Source organism: Pallidibacillus pasinlerensis, from assembly GCF_009996845.1.
GTDB lineage: Bacteria > Bacillota > Bacilli > Bacillales > Caldibacillaceae > Pallidibacillus > Pallidibacillus pasinlerensis.
The window spans coordinates 39,495-57,352 of record NZ_JAACYS010000007.1; the positions used below are offsets into that span (position 1 = coordinate 39,495).

Below are 17,858 nucleotides of genomic sequence, written 5' to 3' on the forward strand. Positions count from 1 at the left end.
AATTCCCGTAGCAATATTTCTAACACCTAAGGGACAGGCTCAATTGCACACAGCCTCTTCTACATAAATTGGTCCCGTTGCCGGATTCACTTGGTCCCAATTTATCTCATTAAACGGCATGTCTTCACTTTCGATTTTATTCAAAAAGCAGTCATATGTTTCAATCTCAACTTCCGTCCCAGAAACAACCCGCATAACCGGTTCATTATCCTTACTCATCGCACAAATGTATGTATCGTTCGATAACTGCTTGACCAACTCAATCACTCCTCTTTTTACATTATTCTATCATTGTCTTCAAAACTCTCAAACAAAACATTTGGTATTAAATTATTTTATTTCTTCTCAAAAAACGAAGAAACATTACTCTATTTAATGGAATATTGCAAAAAGAACATAAAACCTCATTAATTTTATAATGAAAGGCTTATTAACACGGTGTTTAGCCTTTCTTTTGAAAAAATTATTTTTTATCGTTTTTTGGGATGAGTTTAAATAAATTCGGTGAGGCAACAGCCGCTTGTTTGTTTTCTGCCTGGATTTGGTCATATATTTCTTTCCGAAAAACTTCAACTGATTTTGGTGCGTCGATGCCGATTTTTACTTGATCACCTTGAATGGAAACAACTCGAATTTCTATGCCGTCTCCGATTTGTATGGCTTCACCTTTTTTTCTTGATAAAATTAACATCGACTCACCCCTTTACCGAAGCAGGGGATTCTTTAAACAATGGGTGTTTCGTTTTGTAGTTCTCATCGTTTAAAATCACCTGTTTTGCTTTGTTATTTTTCACATTAACAATGACCGGTGCTTGGAGGTTGGCTGTTGTTTTCTCAAACGGATCTTGAAGCGTTAAAATCGAATAGACTGCAACATCGGTTGGTTGTTTGATGTCGAGCTGTTCAACAATCGCTTCGTCCAATTTAAAATCATAGTCTTTATAAAATAAGAACGGATTTGTCACAACAAAAGCTAGTTCCGTAGTTCGGACCGATTGCAAGACAAAATAAACATTGTCTTCCGTTAAAGGTAATATCACAAATTCTTTTTCCTCTAAAAACCCGGGGATTCCGTGTTCAAAATGTAGGATATCTTTTTTATTAATGGTTACTTCGTTAAAATACTTTGTTTGGATGTTCATAGTTTCACCTGCTTAAATGGTTTCGTTAAAAAGATTAACGAAATCAATTTTCAATGAGTTTTTCTGCTCAACATATACCGAAACGTTTCCTGGCGTATACTCGTGAATTGGCTTTTGGATTTGCACATCAATGATTGGATTCCGTGGTGTAGCCTTCACTTGGACGTCCGCTGGTGTATAGTGGAGTTTCACACTTCCGTGGGATGGAATCCAGCCAATGCCGAATTGTTTTTCCTTAAACGCATTCGATTCGGCTATTTGTGGTATAGGGTTTCCTTTATTTTCGATTCTCATTAATTGTTCTCCTTCACTTGCCCGTCTACCAATCCCTTCAAGAGCTGCTTGCTTACCCGCTTGAGCAAATTCAGAAACTAAACGTGGTATTGTTTTGAAACCCAATTGAGCCCTTGCCTCGGTTTGGTCGACCGTAAGTCTGCCGGGTACTGTATAGATTTCCAGCTCAGCCTTTGGTTGCTGGATGGATTGGTTGGCCTTTGGTTGTTCAATTTTTTGCACTGGTTTTTGGATTTCCAAACCTGTTTTTATAAACGTAGATTCAAGTCTTATTTGTGGTATTCTCATTACTATCCCTCTTTTTCAAGAGATTTTTAAAAAGAAAAGCTATCCTAAAGAGGAATAGCTTATCGTAAAAAGTCAACAAGGGTTGGTTGGATAATTTTTGCACCTACTGCTAAAGCAGCTCGGTGAACAGATTCTTGTGTTAGTAATTCCGTAATTACTTTTTCCATATCAACATCTTCGTTTTCAGACAAAATCTTCGTTGCGGTAACTTCCTGTTGACTAATCCGATCCTCCATTAATTCTACACGGTTTTGCTTCGCACCAACTTTAGCTTGTTCTTTTAAAAATGTATCAATTTGCCCGTCGAGGTAATCTAAAAATGCGCCAATCTCTTCATCAGTTGTATTCGGATCTTTCAAGACATTGATTAATTGGGAGAGTGAACCTTCTTCTGAAAGTAAGTCATCAAAAAGTAATTGTCCACTTGTATTAACGTCGATTGTAATGCCATCAAAGATTTCAATATTAATTGTTCCAGGTGTAAATTCAACTTTTTTATAAGTTTCTCCGGCTTCATTTGTGGCTTCCACAACATTCGGAACGTTATTCGTATTTTTTCCATTAAAAATATATTTATCTCCAACTTGTGTTCGCGCAATTGTATATAGTTGGTCTTGCAGTTGTTCAATTTCAACGGCAATCGCTTCTCGTTGCCCCTCTTCATATGTTCCGTTTGAAGCTTGAACGGTTAATTCACGTAAACGTTGCAGAACGCTTATACCTTCCGCTAGTGCATCATCTGTCGTATCAAGCCAGTTGTTTACTTCACCAATATTACGGCTAAATTGTTGAACCTGGTTTAAATCTGATCTATAGCCGATCCCAAGCATGGCAACAACCGGGTCATCGGATGGACGGGTGATTTTCTTTTGTGTCGTTAGCTGCTCTTGGAGTTTACCAAGTTTATTGTAACTATTACTTAAATTTCGTAGCATATTCGTTGATAACATTGATTGGGTTACCCGCATGTTTTTCACCGCCTTTTCGTAATCAGAATTTTTGTGCCATTAACGCGTTTCTACCTTCGCGTTATTATCGTCCTACAATACCTGTACTGTTAATAATTCGATCAAGCATCTCATCAATGACCGTAATCATTCTTGCTGATGCGTTATAAGCGTGTTGGAAAGTAACTAAATTGGTCATTTCTTCGTCTAGAGAAACTCCTGATACGGATTTTCGGTTATAATCGACAGAATCAACAAGGACTTGTACGTTTTCTTGATTTCGAACTGCACTTTGCGCATCGACACCTAAGTCACCAACAAGCCCAGCATAGAATGATGCGAAACTGCCATTAAGTCCCGATGGAGCTGATCCATATTTATTCTCTTTAATACCGATTACTTTTCCTTCTTCATCAAATTCATTTACTGTTTCAGTAAAGTACTCACTGAAATCCTTTGAAAATATATTCGCCAATTCAAAAGCATTGTCATTGTCCCCGGAGAATCCACCTTTTTCACTTGCTGCTGCAATTAATGATGGATCTTCAATGATATCTTCGTTTACCTTAATCATTTGTGCGTAATTTTTAGTCGGATGATATTGAAATGCTTCTCTTAACTCTGTTTCCGTTGCCGTTTCGCGGTTTATTTCAATACCTAAGTCAAAAAATACAGGTGCTTTTTCTTCACTATTTAGACCATACCCTTGTGTATGAATATTGTTAAACTCCATTGCAAAGGCAAATGTTAGTTTATTAAGACTTTCTAACATTTCAGGGTAATAACCTGAACCGACTTCACCCGGTAGTTGGTAACCATAGCTTTTAATTATCCCGCCAAGTTCACCGCCAAAGCCGAGGTTATTTATTTCTTTTCCGTTAACTTTAATCGCATTTACAGGTTTATTTAGTCCGTTGTCCTTAGTTGTTACCTCAAGTTTATTAACACTTGACCGTCCAGTGGTATTGTTTACCTCAAGTAGTTTGATTCCATCACCATAATCCGATCCGTTCGCACCAACAATTCGAATTTCGTATAGACCGACCGCTGTTTTAGATGGTTGTCCATATTGTTGTGGAATCACTGTATCCACTTCGATATTAATTAGCTTTGATAATTCATCGACTAAAAGATCGCGTCGATCATATAAATCGTTCGGTAATTTTCCGTGCGGTTCAACTGTTGCGATTTGTTTATTCAATTCATCAATTTGTGAAACAATCGCGTTAATATTACCGACCGTTACATTAATTTCTTGTCCCAGATCACTTTGGATTCGCTCCAAGGAGTTGTAATAGTAATTAATTGTTTCAGCTAACATTTGTCCGTTCGATGCAACGACTTGACGTGTTGCTGAGTTTTGCGGGTTGTTTGCTAAGTCTTGTAATGAATTCCAAAATTTATCCATAACCGCTTGTAGCCCGGTATCAGAAGGTTCGTTAATGATGTCTTCCATTTTTGCTAACGCGGAAGAAATGGAACTATAATAGCCCAGTTTATTATATTCCGTACGATATTGGACATCGAGATAGCTTTCCCGAATTCGGGTAACTTGCCCTGGTTCAACACCTGTCCCGATTTGTCCGAATGTTGCGTTGTAAGGATTAGTAGTTTGAAAATCAACCCGTTGTCTCGTGTAACCTTTTGTGTTGGCATTCGAAATATTATGACCTGTTGTATAAAGGGCTGACTGTTGGGCGGTTAGTCCCCTTTTTGCCGTTTCTAGGCCGTGGAATGTTGAAACCATGCTTGCGCCTCCGATCGTGAGATATTTTCTGTATATAATTTTTCTGTTTTCGAAGTGGTTTTTTAATATAAAAATTAAACTTCAGAATTAAAAATGGACGATGAATTTGATTGTTGTTTTCCAGTATTCGGTCCGTAATTAAAGTTATCTATTTTGGGACGGAAAAGATTTAGGGAAAAATTAACAAACTGGAGTGAGTTTTTAATAAGTTCATGGTTCAGTTTGTTTTGTTCTTTCGTTTTTTCCAAAACGTCCGTTAAACTTTGGAATAAGGATTGTAATTTAGCTTTTTGGTCACCTTGAGCCAAGTCAATACAATCGGTTATTGTCGGTAAATTTTCCGTTTGGTTTGGGAATAGCTTGTTTAATTCCGCGACCCGTTGTTTTTCCAACGCCGTAATCGATGTAATATGTTTTTGTTCGTTCGTCATTAATTGATTGAGGGCTTGTACATCACCTTTTTTCACGATGTCCGTCTTTTTCACCGCAACACTATATAAACTTTTGTATAACGTTAACTCTTTTTCCAAAATATTAATTAAAGTGATAAAATCCATGGCCCTCACCTTTTCGTTTTGTATTCTTAATGTTGAAATCATGGTTGTCTGTAGCCGCTCAAATTAGTTTTTTGTTGCAAAATAATTATAGATTTTTTCTGCTACTTGTTGATGGTTAATTTTATACGTACCGTTCTGAATTAGTTCTTTTAATTGATTTATTTTTTCCTGACGTACTGGGTCAGTTGATTGTTGTTGAAGTTTTAACGCTTCGGAAGAAATTTCGATTTTGTCATCCGTCTTCATCGGATTTTTCTTTAATGCTTCCGCTTTTTGTAATTCCCGTTTGTAAGGATTGAGGCCAGATGGACCGTAATTTTGAATTTTCATCTGTATTCCCTCACTTTCGTTCAATCTTTGCTAAAAATTATATCGACACAAATTTGTAAAAGTTTAACCAGTGGAAAAACTTTCTTGTAAAATGAATAAAATTGACTAATTCGATTGTTGCGGGAGCCTTTTGGACTAGATTTTTTGAAAAGGCAACGTGCACTATATGGTTACAGGTTGGTTTGATCCGCACTTATTGACGCTTCCTATATTTTTCATTCACAGCGTAATATGCCCGTTTTTCTTCCATTTCTTTTTTACGTTGTTCTTCTCTTTCAAAAATTTCTAGTTCATTTTTAAAATCGTTTACGCACTTACTACACAATCTCCCTGTCTGAATAGGATTCCCACATTTTTCACACGGATATGCGAGGTTGGGAAATTGGACTAGTTTGATCCGTCCTTTTTTAATAAATTTCAAAATTAATTCCTCTGATACACCTGTATCTTGAACGACTTGAAGCATCGACGCCGTTCGATTTTCCCGCTTCTTTAAATATTTGCTAACTTTTTCGTAAGCTTCTTCTTCTTCTCTATAACAACGATCACAAATATCACGAACCGGATTTTTTACATATATGCCTCCACATCTGGAACAGTTTACAATATCCATGGCAATCTACCTTTCTATTTCTAAACGTATATAGTTATTTAATATTTATATCGACCAAAAGTCCTTGATTGTTTAATGGGGTAGGAAAAATAGCACGAAATGTTCACAATATAGTAGTGGGCTTTGAGATACGGGTTGAGGGGCCCACGCAGAAATTACGTTATCCCCTTGCTAATGTAAGAGATTGAATCGATTTCGCCCCGGCTTGTTCCAGGATATATGCTGCGTGACGTAGTGTTGAACCTGTTGTATAAATATCATCAACGAGTAGGATGTGTTTATTTTTAATTGAGTTAGTGGGTGGGGCGGCTTGTTGATTTTTAGATGTTTGGATTTGCTTGGAGGTGATTGTTTCCGTCGTCGGTTTGATTTGTGAAAGTTTGAACACCTGTGGTAAATGAATCCGCTCTTCTCTACTTTTCTTTGATTGTTTTTCTGTATGTGTGCGCTCGAGGATGTTTGATGGCTGTAGTCCCGCTTCAATGAGAAGAGCTTCTGCTTGATTAAACCCGCGTTCGTATAACCGCTCCTCACTTAAAGGAATCGGAACAATCACATCGTATTGCAAGCTTCGGAGAATATTTTGGATGTCCTCTGCAAAAATTTTCGCCAGCGCATAATCCCCACGATATTTAAATTTTGCGATCAGCTCAGCCATAAAGTCATTATAAACATAAATTGATGTGTTTTTCGTAAGCGTCCCCCGCCATTTCGACGACTCCTCCCAACGGATGCAATCATTGCATAAATCATCTTTAAAATATTGTTTATTTGTTTCAGTTTTTGGCCTGTGGCATATCTGACAAGTCGTGCCCATGATTCTTTCAAGTTGATTCTCACATTTACTGCAAATTTGCCGATTAAGTTGAGCAAGAAAAACCGATCGCCATGTGTAATTTGGAGAAATGGGTTGGAAACAGTATAAGCAAAGGTCGGGTTTTAATAGTTTCATTAAAAACCACCTCTATTTTTAATTTTTTATTCAAAAATTGCTAGATGAAATGATTTTAAGACGGGTTTTGTGCGATTTTTCAACCAAAATGTGCGAAAAACTAAAATCTTGTGCGAAATTCCATTTTTTTGTGCGAATTTCATATAAAAGTGTGCGAATTTGTCATTTTTTTGTGCGAAAATCCAATATTTTGTGCGAACACGCATCTAGCCACTTACACATAAACATCTAAATTACAGGTTTTCTAAATCTATAAAGTATTTAAGTCTATTTTTCGAGATTTCTTTCACGAAACCGAGGGAATTGAGTAACCTTCTCACCGTATATCGTGATGAAACTTGTAAAAATTCCATTGCTTCTCGAATTGTAATTTCCGGCCCGAATAATAGTGCATAGTCCCGCAAGCCAGCAATATGGGCCTGTTTTGATATATGACCACAATGTCCACAAATCCAAATTCCATGACCTCGTTCTATCCCAAACCTCAAACAATTTTCACATCTAACACCTTTAATGATATGTTCTCGAGGGATGTCATATTGTTGTAATAAATTTTTAGTATTAGGTTCATGTTGTTTTAGTAATCTTCTCGTTAGCTTCCTTAATTCTTGTTTCGTATAAATTTCATTAGAATATTGTCTTTCTAAAGTTGCGATTTTTTCAGGAAAGTTATAAGTTGTCGTAACAATTCTCGGGACTTCACTATTCGTGTGGTTCAATCTTATTACTGCACGTTCATTAGCCATAATTACAATTGGTACAATCGGTATATTTTTAAATTTGTTTATTTCCAACCACTGTTTTAAGTGATATGCCTGTCTTTTAACTTGAACCACTGGGTTTGGGAGTGCTTCTTCTTTATCATTGTTTTTACGAATGAGCTGTTTGAAAATCGGATCGAATGTTAATACTCCGGAATAGTTTTTAATTTCGGACGGGATTAACATTCTTTGAGAAGTAATTAGAGTGTCAATCTGGAAATAATGTTTCCCGTCATACAATCTTAAATCATGTAAAATTTTATACTCCTTCTCATTTAAATAAGTTAATGGGTAATCAATCGCTTTTTCTCCTCTGTATCCAGACAAAAACATTGAATAATCATTTTCGATTATCTCTCGTTTCGGATTATCAGCTACTAATCTATTAAGTAATACTTCATAAGTTTGCAATGTTTGTGATTTTTCACGTTTTTTAAGGATCATTTTTATAAATTACCTCCTAGTTTCATAAATTTTTTAAAAAAGTAGAGTAATTTATTTGTAGATTTAGTTTTTTTACATGGATTTGAGTTTAGTTTGTGCGATATTTTGGTAGAAGTGTGCGAAATTCCTAGATTTTGTGCGAAACTCAAGCACGAGTGTGCGAATTCCCCGGATTTTGTGCGAAATCTTAAATTTTTGTGCGATTTTCCCAAAAAGTGTGCGAAATTATAAAAATCCCCAAAATAATTATTCTAAAATAAACAATTCACCCATCCACCAATCCCTTCGCACGGGCGTCGCGATTCATCCGCAATAGCTGATTTCGTGCACGGACCATAGCTCGAGTCTGACCATGATGAAAAAAGGTAATGTCACCGTCCGGATATTTTGGATTGCGGCCGACGCGACCTGCAATTTGGACCAACGCACTTTCGGTAAAGGTGTCGTCTTCCGCTCCGACAACGGCTACGTCAATATTCGGGAAGGTTACTCCTCGCTCCAGAATTGTCGTTGTTAATAAAATCGGCACCACCCTATCACGCATGGCTTGTACTTTTTCTTTTCGTAAAGGGTCTTCCGAATGGACAGCCTCAATTCGCTCATCAAACTGACGAAACAGTGGCAAAGCCATTTCCATTAACTCAATATTTGGAAAAAACACCAACGCTTGTTTCCCAATCTCCAGTCGCTCCCGAAACCATTTCAAAACAGGCACAGGAATCCGCCCTTTCTCAATTTCCTTACGCCAATTCCCACACCAGACAAACTTCGGAATTGGCAACGGGTGACGGTGGAAACGAGCCGGCAAAATAACACAATTCCGCTTCCCAGAAAAGCACTCACGCTGCCACGCTTCTTTTGGTGTTGCGGTTAAAAATACGAGGGCACTATTCTCCGTGCGAGCAGCCTCGGCCGCCTGTTGTAGCATTTCATCGGCAGCATAGGGAAAAGCATCAACTTCATCAATGATCATGACATCAAAGGCATTTTTAAATCGGAGTAATTGGTGGGTTGTTGTAATAACGAGGGGAGCAAAACGATGTCGATCTTCGCTACCACCATAAAGGGAGGAAATAGACACTTCGGGAAACACATTTCGAAAACGAGGCGTGAGTTCTAAAACAACATCCGTTCTTGGGGTGGCAACGGCTGTACGTAAACCAAGACGCAATGCTTCTTCAATTCCTTCAAATAACATCTCCGTTTTACCGGCACCGCAAACCGCCCAAACTAATAAATCCTTCCGTTCGCGGACCGCTTCTTTTATCTTTTCCGATGCTTCAGCTTGTGATGGAGACAATGTACCAGACCACACTAATGCATCTTCAAAATGAAAGTCTGGCTTCGGCCCAGTCCATTCTAAAAGTGGTGTACATTGCGTAACCCTGCCCATCATAATGCACTGCCGGCAATATACACAAGACTGCTTACAACGAGCACATGCAAAGGAATAAAATAGTTGCAGATCACGATTTCCACAGCGACGACAACAATAACCACCACCCTCAGACACAATCCCTTGTCGATAGGCCACATAACCATGTCTCACATGTTCATGAATTTCTTCAATGGAAAAAGGCACTTCTTCCAACAATAAATTCCGTCCACTTAAAAACAACTGCAATTTCCGATTAAACTCGAACTCAAGATTGATTGGTTTTTCACGAAGTTCCTCCAAGCTCAAATCAGCGATCCGCACCAATTTTGCAGTATCATATTCATCAAGCAACACACGTGGAACCAGCTCCTGATCGTTTTTAATAAACAACAAATCAACCACCTCACAATTAATTTAGTTGTTAAAAATGGGAAATGAAAAATCGCGCATACTACAACTACAGGAAAAGGAATTTCAAGAGGGAAAATTAGAGGGATAAAGGAAAGTGGAACAAGTTTAACAACAAGTTCCCATAAAAAAATAAAAGATATAAATATATAAGTTCAAAAACATAAAAGTAAAAATTACTGCGGCATCCAGCCTAAACCAAAGGCACCTTCGCCTAAATGTGTACCAATAACTGGACCAAAGTAACTTAAAGTAAATTCCACATTCGGGAATTGTTCTTCTAATTCAGCAAGCCATTTTTTCGCCTCTTCTTCACGGTTTGCATGAATAACACACGCCCGTAGTGGTGTTCCTTTTTTCGCATCTTCTGTAAAAAGTTCCGTAATTCGGGCTAACGCCTTTTTCTTTGTACGGATTTTTTCAAATGGAACAATCTTTGTATCAACGAAGTGTAAGACAGGTTTAACTTGTAACAAACCACCGATTAAAGCAGATGCACCACTTAATCGTCCGCCTTTTTGTAAGTTCGTCAAATCATCCACCATAAAATAAGCGCGGGATTTTGCTTTTAGCTCGTTCAACCGCTTCATGATCGCATCAGGTTCCACACCTTCATTAGCTAACTTCGCAGCCTCTAACGCATAAAATCCTTGGATCATACAGCTACTTTCGGAATCAAAAGCATAAACTTTAATTCCTTCAACCATTTCACCAGCAGTAACTGCACCTTGATATGTACCACTAATTCCACTTGATAAATGGATACTAATGACTGCATCATAATCCTTCGCTAATTTTTCAAATAACTCAACGAACATCCCTGTAGAAGGTTGTGTTGTTTTCGGCAACTCTTTTTGCGTACGCATCATTTCGTAAAAATCTGCCGCTTTTATTTCAGCTTCTTCTTTATAAGATTCGTTTCCAAAAACGACACTCAATGGAATCATATGAATGTTATTTTGATTCCGAACATCTTCAGGTATATATGCCGTACTATCAGTAACAATAGCGGTTCTCAAATATATGCACTCCTTTTCAGTAATATTTTATAGTGCTCTTAGCTTCCGCTTGTTCCGGAGGATATTGCGCCAAATGTAACAGCACCACCCAATCCAAGACAAAAACAACAAGTTCCATTGTACTATTAATGTCTTTCAATAGAAAGAGACTTACTTTGAAAAACAATTCTACAAAGATTCGCGTTTTCCTTTATTTTAAACAAAAAATTGAAAGGGTTTTCAACGGTCTCCCTACGCCACAGTTATTTATAATAGAATTAAAGACTTGTACAGCAAACACCCTCAAAGATGATATGTATTCACCTCTAAAATTATGCATCTTTTCCTCATCACAATCAAATAAAAAAAAACCCCCCGTTCTGATCTGACCCATTTAAAAGGGCAGCTATTCGTCACGGAGCAGTTCTCATCTCAAATTCTACTAAACTAATTTATTTTTACTTCAACCCAACCTTTTTTAATTGCCTCTACAACAGCTTGAGTCCGGTCTTCACAGTTCATTTTTTGTAAAATGTTACTTACGTGGTTTTTCACCGTTTTTTCACTTATAAATAACCGTTCACCAATTTTCCGGTTACTTTTTCCTTCAGCTAACAATTGTAAAACTTCGCACTCACGGCGTGTTAATAAATGGTATGGCCGTCTTACTTCGTAGTTTACGACGCCACCGCCACTTGCTTGATATTTATTTGCTGTTTCCGCAAGGCGACGGAATTCTTTTACAAGATTATGAGTGACTTTCGGATGTATGTATGAACCACCTTCAGCGACCACTTTAACAGCTTCCAATAAAGAATCGACATCCATTTCCTTCAATAAATAACCACTAGCCCCGGTCTTTAAAGCATGGGTAACGTAGTTTTCATCGTCATGGATTGATAAAATAATCACTTTTGTATCTGGGAAAGTTCGTACTAGGTGCCTCGTTGCCTCGACCCCATTCATATTTGGCATATTAATATCCATAATTACAACGTCTGGATTATATCTACGAACAAGTTCAATCGCTTGGTCTCCGTCCGAACCTTCGCCTACCACTTCAAAACTTTTCTCAAACTCTAGTATTTTCTTTATACCTTCTCTATATAATTGATGATCATCAATAACGAGTATTTTTGTCGTCATAATCGTTCCCCCTCTTTTTTGGATTAGCAAGAAATATCCCTATTTACGAAGAAGAAACATTTTTAAAACCGGTTCCTCTCCAAACAAACAACCCTATTTATCCCCGTCATTACAATTGTAAAATAACTTTTCCCAATATAACTAGGTCCATTTTACTTATTTTATCGGAACATCAATTATGACTTTAGTCCCGACTCCCTTTTCTGATTGAATTGCAAGCTTCCCTTCTAAAAGTTCAACTCGTTCTTTCATTCCACAAATACCAAAGGAGCCTTCCTTTTTTACACTTGGGTCAAATCCAATACCATCATCTTTAATAATGGCAGTTACCCTATGAAGATTCACTTCTAATTTCACTTGGATTTCAGTCGGTTTGGCATGTTTTAAAGCGTTTTGTACTGATTCTTGAATTAAGCGAAATAAAGCTACTTCCATTTTTGAATTCAAGCGACGTTCTTTTCCGATAAAAATAAAAGGTATACGAATGTTGCGAACTTTGTTGTATTCTTCTACTGTTTGGAGATACTTTTTCAAAATTGGCACTAAACCGAGATCATCTAAAGCCATTGGACGTAAATCGTAAATAATATGGCGAACTTCGTACAAAGCATCACGAACCGTTTTCTTCAAGCCCCTGATTTCCACGAGGGCCTCTTCTATGCCTCTTTCCCGATAAATTTTTTCAATTAAATCGGAACGCATCATCACATTGGCCAATAATTGGGCTGGGCCGTCATGCATTTCCCTTGATAGACGTTTCCGTTCTTCTTCTTGTGCCTCAATTATTTTTAAACCAAACTCCTGTTTTTCACGGGCATCAGCGATAATTTCAGAAACATTTTTCAAATCGCCTGTTAAATAATTTAAAACTACGGAAATTTGTGATACTAATCGGTCAGCCCGGTCAATCGTCTTTTGGATGCTGATAACTCTTCTTTCTAATTCATCTCGGCGATTTCGTAGTTGTTGTTCAATCTGTCTAGTCATTGTCAGCTTCACTTGTAAATTATGGGCATGTTCATAAGCTTGACGCACTTCTTCTTCTGAATACCTATCAAAATGTTTACTTACCTCTGATAAGCGCAGTCGAGCCCGACGTACTTCTTTATCGAGAGTTTCTTCCTCTTCGATGATTTCAATGACCATTTTTTTGATTTTCTTTATTTCATCAATAATTGATTCGTAATCCTGTCGACTTTGTTCACCAATTTCAAAGATTTCGGTTTTACTTTGATCAACAGTATCAATCATATTTTCAATTATGTTATCGATTGTTTTTAAATTGATATTCTCAGTTGTCATCGTTTTCACTCCAAAAAACATACTCAAAAAGAGTATTCTAATCTTATCGTAACATTAAAAAAATAAAAAACATGTAAAAATATGACGAAAAGAAAAGTTTTTTGTTCTTTAATCAAATAAATCGAGATAATCGTCAAAAATCCCTTAATAACATTGTAACATTTTATATGAGTATATTAGGTAAAACAATCCATTTATTGCAGTACTGCTTTTTTCTCATTATAATAGATTGTATGCATTTATCAGTCATTATAAATAAATTTTCTAAAAATACAAACATTTTACACGAGAGGGGCTTTTTTCTTATGCGGAACGCCTATTTAACTGTAAAAGGCTACGGGGAGCATGAAATTGTTATTCAAAAATCGCGTTTTATCACATACGTTGATCGCGCAGAAACCGAGGAAGAAGCACAAGCCTTTATTCAAAAAATTAAAAAGCTGAATCACGATGCAACCCATAACTGTTCTGCCTATTTAGTCGGCGAGCATGATCAATTCCAAAAGGCAAACGATGATGGAGAACCTAGTGGAACTGCCGGCGTACCGATGTTAGAAGTTTTAAAGAAAATGAATGTAAAAGATACAGTTGTTGTCGTTACCCGTTATTTCGGAGGCATTAAACTTGGCGCAGGTGGGCTCGTTCGGGCTTATTCGAAATCGACTTCTGAAGGTTTGAAGGCCGTTGGCATTGTTGAACGAAAATTGACACGAATCATGCATACGACAATCGATTACACTTGGCTAGGTAAAATAGAAAATGAATTACGTTCATCGATTTATACTATTAAAGAAATACATTATTTAGATAAAGTTGAAATTGAAACTTATGTTGATGCAGGGAAAGAAGAAGAGTTTCGTAATTGGATGATTGAACGAACAAGTGGACAAGCTGATATACGTGAAGGTGAGGTCATTTATTTAGAGACCTTGGTTTCTGATTAAGAAAGGAGAATTTTCTATGGAAGAAAATTCTAGACTCCGGAATCGGAGAAAAAAGAAAAGTAAAAAGAAATGGTATGTTATCACTCCGATTTTAATTATTTTAGTGGCCGTTCTTTTATATGTTGGTAATCTTGCCCTTAAAGCGATGAACGTAACGAATGAAGCCCATCAAGAGTTAACCCGTGGTGAAAAATCAGAAAAACGGGTCAAACCTGTGTATCCTGGGAAAGATAATTTTTCTGTATTATTTATCGGAGTCGATGAACGTTCTGGAGAAACCAATAGTCGGTCTGACGTTTTATTACTTGCCACATTTAATAAAAATGACCATACCGTTAAATTGTTAAGTATTCCGCGGGATTCTCGAGTGGAAATCCCAGGCTATAAACCACAAAAAATTAATAACGCCCATTATTTCGGTGGCGCGGATTTAGCTGTTGAAACGGTAGAAGAACTATTGGATATTCCTGTAGATTACTATGTTAAGCTGAATTTCAATGCCTTTATGGATATTGTCGATGCCTTAGACGGAGTAACCGTCGATGTACCGTTTACGTTTACGGAAAAAAATAGTAAAAATAAGGTAATTACTTTGTATGAAGGGCGCCGCACTTTAGATGGTGAAGAAGCACTTGCTTACGTACGAATGCGGAAACAAGATCCAAGGGGCGACTTTGGTCGAAATGATCGCCAAAAAGAAGTAGTTGCAGCAATTATTAAAAAGGCAGGTACTTTATCTTCCATTACAAAATATGGTGATGTTTTAGAAAGTCTTGATGATAATTTAGCAACAAATTTAACTTTCCAAAATATTGTTGCCTTACACCCATATGCAAAATCCATTTCCGATATCGAACATTTGAAATTATCTGGTGAAGATTTATATTTGGATTCGGTTTACTACTATTCGATAGATGAAGATTCTATCATGGAAAACTCAGAGATTTTAAAAGAACATTTAGAAATATCAACTACGGATACAGCTTTAGATTTCGAGCTGGAAGGCTAATAAAAAATCTCCTTGTTGTAGAACTGGCCCCAAAAGTTAGAGTGAAAATTTGACTTTTGCAGGTCCATTCGAACAAGGAGTTTTTATTTTTAGTTTGCGTTTTTGGAAAGTTTATAAACTGTAATACACCCTTTATCAGAATTTTTTATCGAGGTATCAGGTATTCTACCCTCTTTATCAGGAATCTGCACTCCGGTATCAGGAAACCTACCCTCTTTATCAGGAATTTGCACTCCGGTATCAGGAAACCTACTCTCTTTATCAGGATTTTGCACTCCGGTATCAGGAAACCTACCCTCTTTATCAGGATTTTCCACCGCCGTATCAGGGTTCCTACTCTCTTTATCAGGAAATTTTTCCTCGGTATCAGGAATTTTTAACGTGATATCAAGAATTCCACTCCCTTTATCCCGAACTGCTTCTCTTGTTACCCCTCTGCACCCTCTCCTTCATAAACTGTAATACGTAGTCACGTAGATCATCCCGCTCCATCGCACTTTCAATCATTGCCTTTATATAACCGAGTTTGTCACCGACATCATACCGCTTCCCTTCAATTTCATAGGCATATATACACTGAAAGTGATTTAACGTTTGTAATGCATCGGTCAGTTGAATCTCACCGTCCGCTCCAGGATGTTGAAATTCTAAAACCGGGAAAATTTCTGGTGTCAACACATATCGACCGACAACCGCTAAATTCGAAGGTGCTTCTTCCATTCTCGGTTTTTCAACTAAACTTAAAACCTCATGTATACCATCACCATTTTCAACCGACTCGATAATACCATAACGTTCCGTCTCTTCCTTTGAAACCTTATTAACACCAATCACACAGCAACGTTTTTGTTCAAATACATTAAGCAATTGTTTTATTGCCGGAGGATCGTTAATAAAAATATCATCCCCTAACAATACAGCAAAGGGCTCATCACCAATGAACTTACTGGCACACCAAATCGCATGACCGAGTCCCTTTGGTTCTTTTTGCCTAATAAAATGAATTTCTACTTCCGATGAATGCCGGACCTTTTGTAACAAATCTAGTTTTCCCCGTTGAATGAGCGTTTCTTCTAACTCAAAAGCATAATCAAAATGATCTTCAATCGCCCGTTTCCCTTTACCCGTCACAATAATAATATCTTTAATTCCTGCTTCAATCGCTTCCTCAACGATATATTGGATTGTTGGTTGATCAATAATTGGTAACATTTCCTTCGGCATCGCTTTCGTAGCAGGTAAAAATCGAGTACCTAGACCAGCCGCTGGTATAATTGCTTTACGTAACTTCAAGAAAAATCACCTTCTTTTTTTACAATTAATTTACTTAAGATATGTATATTTTTGATGTAAAATATAATGTGTAAAAATAGTTAGAAATTTCTTGTACTATAAAAAAACGGAAAGTACCTCGCTACAAGTTTAATAACTATTATTCTACGGTAAAATAAGAATACGATTACCGTTTCACATTCACTACGAAAGTACGATTTTCATTATTAATGCATTTTGATAGAGTGATATAAGAACAAATATTCAGTATGAAAATAAAGGAAACTTTAACAGTCTCAATTCGATTAAATATATGTAAGCTAAAAAATTTATGAAGGTGATTTCGTTGCAAAAGTTTTTAAAAATAATAACCGCGATTTTTTTCGTCGTAGGGATTAGTTTAGTTGGGTATTCATTATTTCAAATTTGGTACGGTAATAAGGCTGTGGAAGATAGCTTGAATACAGCAAAGGAAATTGTAAAGCAGGCAAAAGGGATTGAACCAGCAAATATGAGCCCTGAAGAACTTATGAGGCTAAAAAAAGAAGCCGAATCCATCACTTTTGACAACGAGGAAATTATCGGTGTTTTAAGTGTTCCAAAATTAGAAAAGGAACTACCGATTGTAGAAGGAACAGACGAAGATGACCTTGGAAAAGGTGTTGGGCATTATACAGGAACCGCCTTACCTTTACAAAATAGTCAAATATTATTATCCGGTCATCGTGACACAGTCTTCCGCGGTTTTGATAAACTAAAAGAAGGAGATACGTTTGTTGTTCACATGCCGTACGGATCCTTTGAGTATGAAATTTTTAAAATTGAAATTGTTCCTGCTGACGACACAACGGTCATCGGTCGCTATGACGGTGAAGAAAACTTGACAGTGACAACTTGTTATCCGTTTCATTACATCGGTAATGCGCCAGATCGCGCCGTATTTTTTGCAAAACCGACCTTTGATACAACTGCTTTAAATTAAATAATACATTAATAGGAAGGATGTGTTTCACGTGCCAATTTGCCAACATTGTCATAAACAATGGAGTTGGAAACAGGTGATGAAAAGGTCCTTTACTTTAAACCATTTTTTAATTTGTCCCCATTGTGGTGAAAAGCAATATGTAACAAAAAGATCGAGAAGAAGAAGTGCAGCAATGAATTTTATTCCTCCATTGTTTATTTTATTTCCATTACTTTTTAACGTATCAGTATGGATTGGATTAGGTTTGATTGTCGCTAGCGGTGTGTTATTGTATAGTTTTTATCCATTTATAATTGAACTGTCAAACGAAGAAGAAGCGTTGTGGTAAGAAGTGTCTTAAC

The 17,858-nt window shown here is 37.0% G+C and carries 21 protein-coding genes; 4 read left to right on the plus strand and 17 right to left on the minus strand.

The window, feature by feature from the left end; translation table 11 throughout:
* Positions 1-39 precede the first annotated feature (39 nt).
* The 15 genes from GW534_RS02775 to GW534_RS02845 form a co-directional block, all read right to left on the minus strand.
* Positions 40-258: a hypothetical protein gene (locus GW534_RS02775; protein WP_161919532.1), complete on the minus strand. Its 219-nt coding sequence runs from the start codon at positions 256-258 to the stop codon at positions 40-42.
* Positions 259-463: 205 nt separating this feature from the next.
* On the minus strand, positions 464-691 hold the full coding sequence (csrA, locus tag GW534_RS02780) for a carbon storage regulator CsrA (RefSeq protein WP_161919533.1): 228 nt from the start codon (positions 689-691) through the stop codon (positions 464-466).
* Between the two features lie 4 nt (positions 692-695).
* Positions 696-1,142: a flagellar assembly protein FliW gene (gene fliW / locus GW534_RS02785; protein ID WP_161919534.1), complete on the minus strand. Its 447-nt coding sequence runs from the start codon at positions 1,140-1,142 to the stop codon at positions 696-698.
* 12 nt (positions 1,143-1,154) lie between these two features.
* Positions 1,155-1,724, minus strand: coding sequence for a DUF6470 family protein (locus GW534_RS02790; protein WP_161919535.1), 570 nt, complete (start codon positions 1,722-1,724; stop codon positions 1,155-1,157).
* 59 nt (positions 1,725-1,783) lie between these two features.
* A complete protein-coding gene (gene flgL / locus GW534_RS02795; protein ID WP_161919536.1) occupies positions 1,784-2,692 on the minus strand; it encodes a flagellar hook-associated protein FlgL in 909 nt (302 codons plus the stop codon).
* A gap of 64 nt (positions 2,693-2,756) precedes the next feature.
* A complete protein-coding gene (gene flgK, locus GW534_RS02800) occupies positions 2,757-4,418 on the minus strand; it encodes a flagellar hook-associated protein FlgK (protein ID WP_161919537.1) in 1,662 nt (553 codons plus the stop codon).
* A gap of 74 nt (positions 4,419-4,492) precedes the next feature.
* Entirely contained in the window at positions 4,493-4,975 is a 483-nt protein-coding gene (locus GW534_RS02805; RefSeq protein WP_161919538.1) for a flagellar protein FlgN, read from the minus strand.
* Positions 4,976-5,038: 63 nt separating this feature from the next.
* The gene (gene flgM, locus GW534_RS02810) at positions 5,039-5,305 is read right to left on the minus strand and encodes a flagellar biosynthesis anti-sigma factor FlgM (protein WP_161919539.1); all 267 of its coding nucleotides are present in this window, start codon (positions 5,303-5,305) and stop codon (positions 5,039-5,041) included.
* A 193-nt stretch (positions 5,306-5,498) separates the two neighbouring features.
* The gene (locus GW534_RS02815; RefSeq protein WP_161919540.1) at positions 5,499-5,918 is read right to left on the minus strand and encodes a TIGR03826 family flagellar region protein; all 420 of its coding nucleotides are present in this window, start codon (positions 5,916-5,918) and stop codon (positions 5,499-5,501) included.
* A 160-nt stretch (positions 5,919-6,078) separates the two neighbouring features.
* The gene (locus tag GW534_RS02820) at positions 6,079-6,870 is read right to left on the minus strand and encodes a ComF family protein (RefSeq protein WP_161919541.1); all 792 of its coding nucleotides are present in this window, start codon (positions 6,868-6,870) and stop codon (positions 6,079-6,081) included.
* A gap of 233 nt (positions 6,871-7,103) precedes the next feature.
* Complete coding sequence (locus tag GW534_RS02825) at positions 7,104-8,075, minus strand: nuclease-related domain-containing protein (protein ID WP_161919542.1); 972 nt, start codon at positions 8,073-8,075, stop codon at positions 7,104-7,106.
* A 265-nt stretch (positions 8,076-8,340) separates the two neighbouring features.
* Entirely contained in the window at positions 8,341-9,846 is a 1,506-nt protein-coding gene (locus tag GW534_RS02830; RefSeq protein ID WP_161919543.1) for a DEAD/DEAH box helicase, read from the minus strand.
* Between the two features lie 191 nt (positions 9,847-10,037).
* Positions 10,038-10,880: a DegV family protein gene (locus tag GW534_RS02835; RefSeq protein WP_161919544.1), complete on the minus strand. Its 843-nt coding sequence runs from the start codon at positions 10,878-10,880 to the stop codon at positions 10,038-10,040.
* 426 nt (positions 10,881-11,306) lie between these two features.
* On the minus strand, positions 11,307-12,005 hold the full coding sequence (locus GW534_RS02840) for a response regulator (RefSeq protein ID WP_161919545.1): 699 nt from the start codon (positions 12,003-12,005) through the stop codon (positions 11,307-11,309).
* 156 nt (positions 12,006-12,161) lie between these two features.
* Positions 12,162-13,307: a sensor histidine kinase gene (locus GW534_RS02845; RefSeq protein WP_161919546.1), complete on the minus strand. Its 1,146-nt coding sequence runs from the start codon at positions 13,305-13,307 to the stop codon at positions 12,162-12,164.
* Between the two features lie 305 nt (positions 13,308-13,612).
* Here GW534_RS02845 and GW534_RS02850 point away from each other — a divergent pair, with 305 nt between their 5' ends.
* Together GW534_RS02850 and GW534_RS02855 are read left to right on the plus strand one after the other, a co-directional pair.
* A complete protein-coding gene (locus tag GW534_RS02850) occupies positions 13,613-14,251 on the plus strand; it encodes a YigZ family protein (protein ID WP_161919547.1) in 639 nt (212 codons plus the stop codon).
* Positions 14,252-14,267: 16 nt separating this feature from the next.
* Positions 14,268-15,260 (plus strand): LCP family protein, encoded by a 993-nt coding sequence (locus tag GW534_RS02855; protein ID WP_161919548.1) that lies wholly within the window; start codon positions 14,268-14,270, stop codon positions 15,258-15,260.
* 89 nt (positions 15,261-15,349) lie between these two features.
* Here the strand turns inward: GW534_RS02855 and GW534_RS02860 are convergent, their stop codons facing one another.
* Positions 15,350-15,577, minus strand: a complete 228-nt coding sequence (locus tag GW534_RS02860; protein WP_161919549.1) for a hypothetical protein — start codon at positions 15,575-15,577, stop codon at positions 15,350-15,352.
* Between the two features lie 88 nt (positions 15,578-15,665).
* The gene (gene galU / locus GW534_RS02865) at positions 15,666-16,553 is read right to left on the minus strand and encodes a UTP--glucose-1-phosphate uridylyltransferase GalU (RefSeq protein WP_161919550.1); all 888 of its coding nucleotides are present in this window, start codon (positions 16,551-16,553) and stop codon (positions 15,666-15,668) included.
* Positions 16,554-16,869: 316 nt separating this feature from the next.
* Between galU and GW534_RS02870 the strand changes: the two genes are divergently transcribed.
* Together GW534_RS02870 and GW534_RS02875 are read left to right on the plus strand one after the other, a co-directional pair.
* Positions 16,870-17,514: a class D sortase gene (locus GW534_RS02870; protein WP_312854623.1), complete on the plus strand. Its 645-nt coding sequence runs from the start codon at positions 16,870-16,872 to the stop codon at positions 17,512-17,514.
* 79 nt (positions 17,515-17,593) lie between these two features.
* Positions 17,594-17,845 (plus strand): TIGR04104 family putative zinc finger protein, encoded by a 252-nt coding sequence (locus GW534_RS02875; RefSeq protein ID WP_246203880.1) that lies wholly within the window; start codon positions 17,594-17,596, stop codon positions 17,843-17,845.
* Positions 17,846-17,858 lie beyond the last annotated feature (13 nt).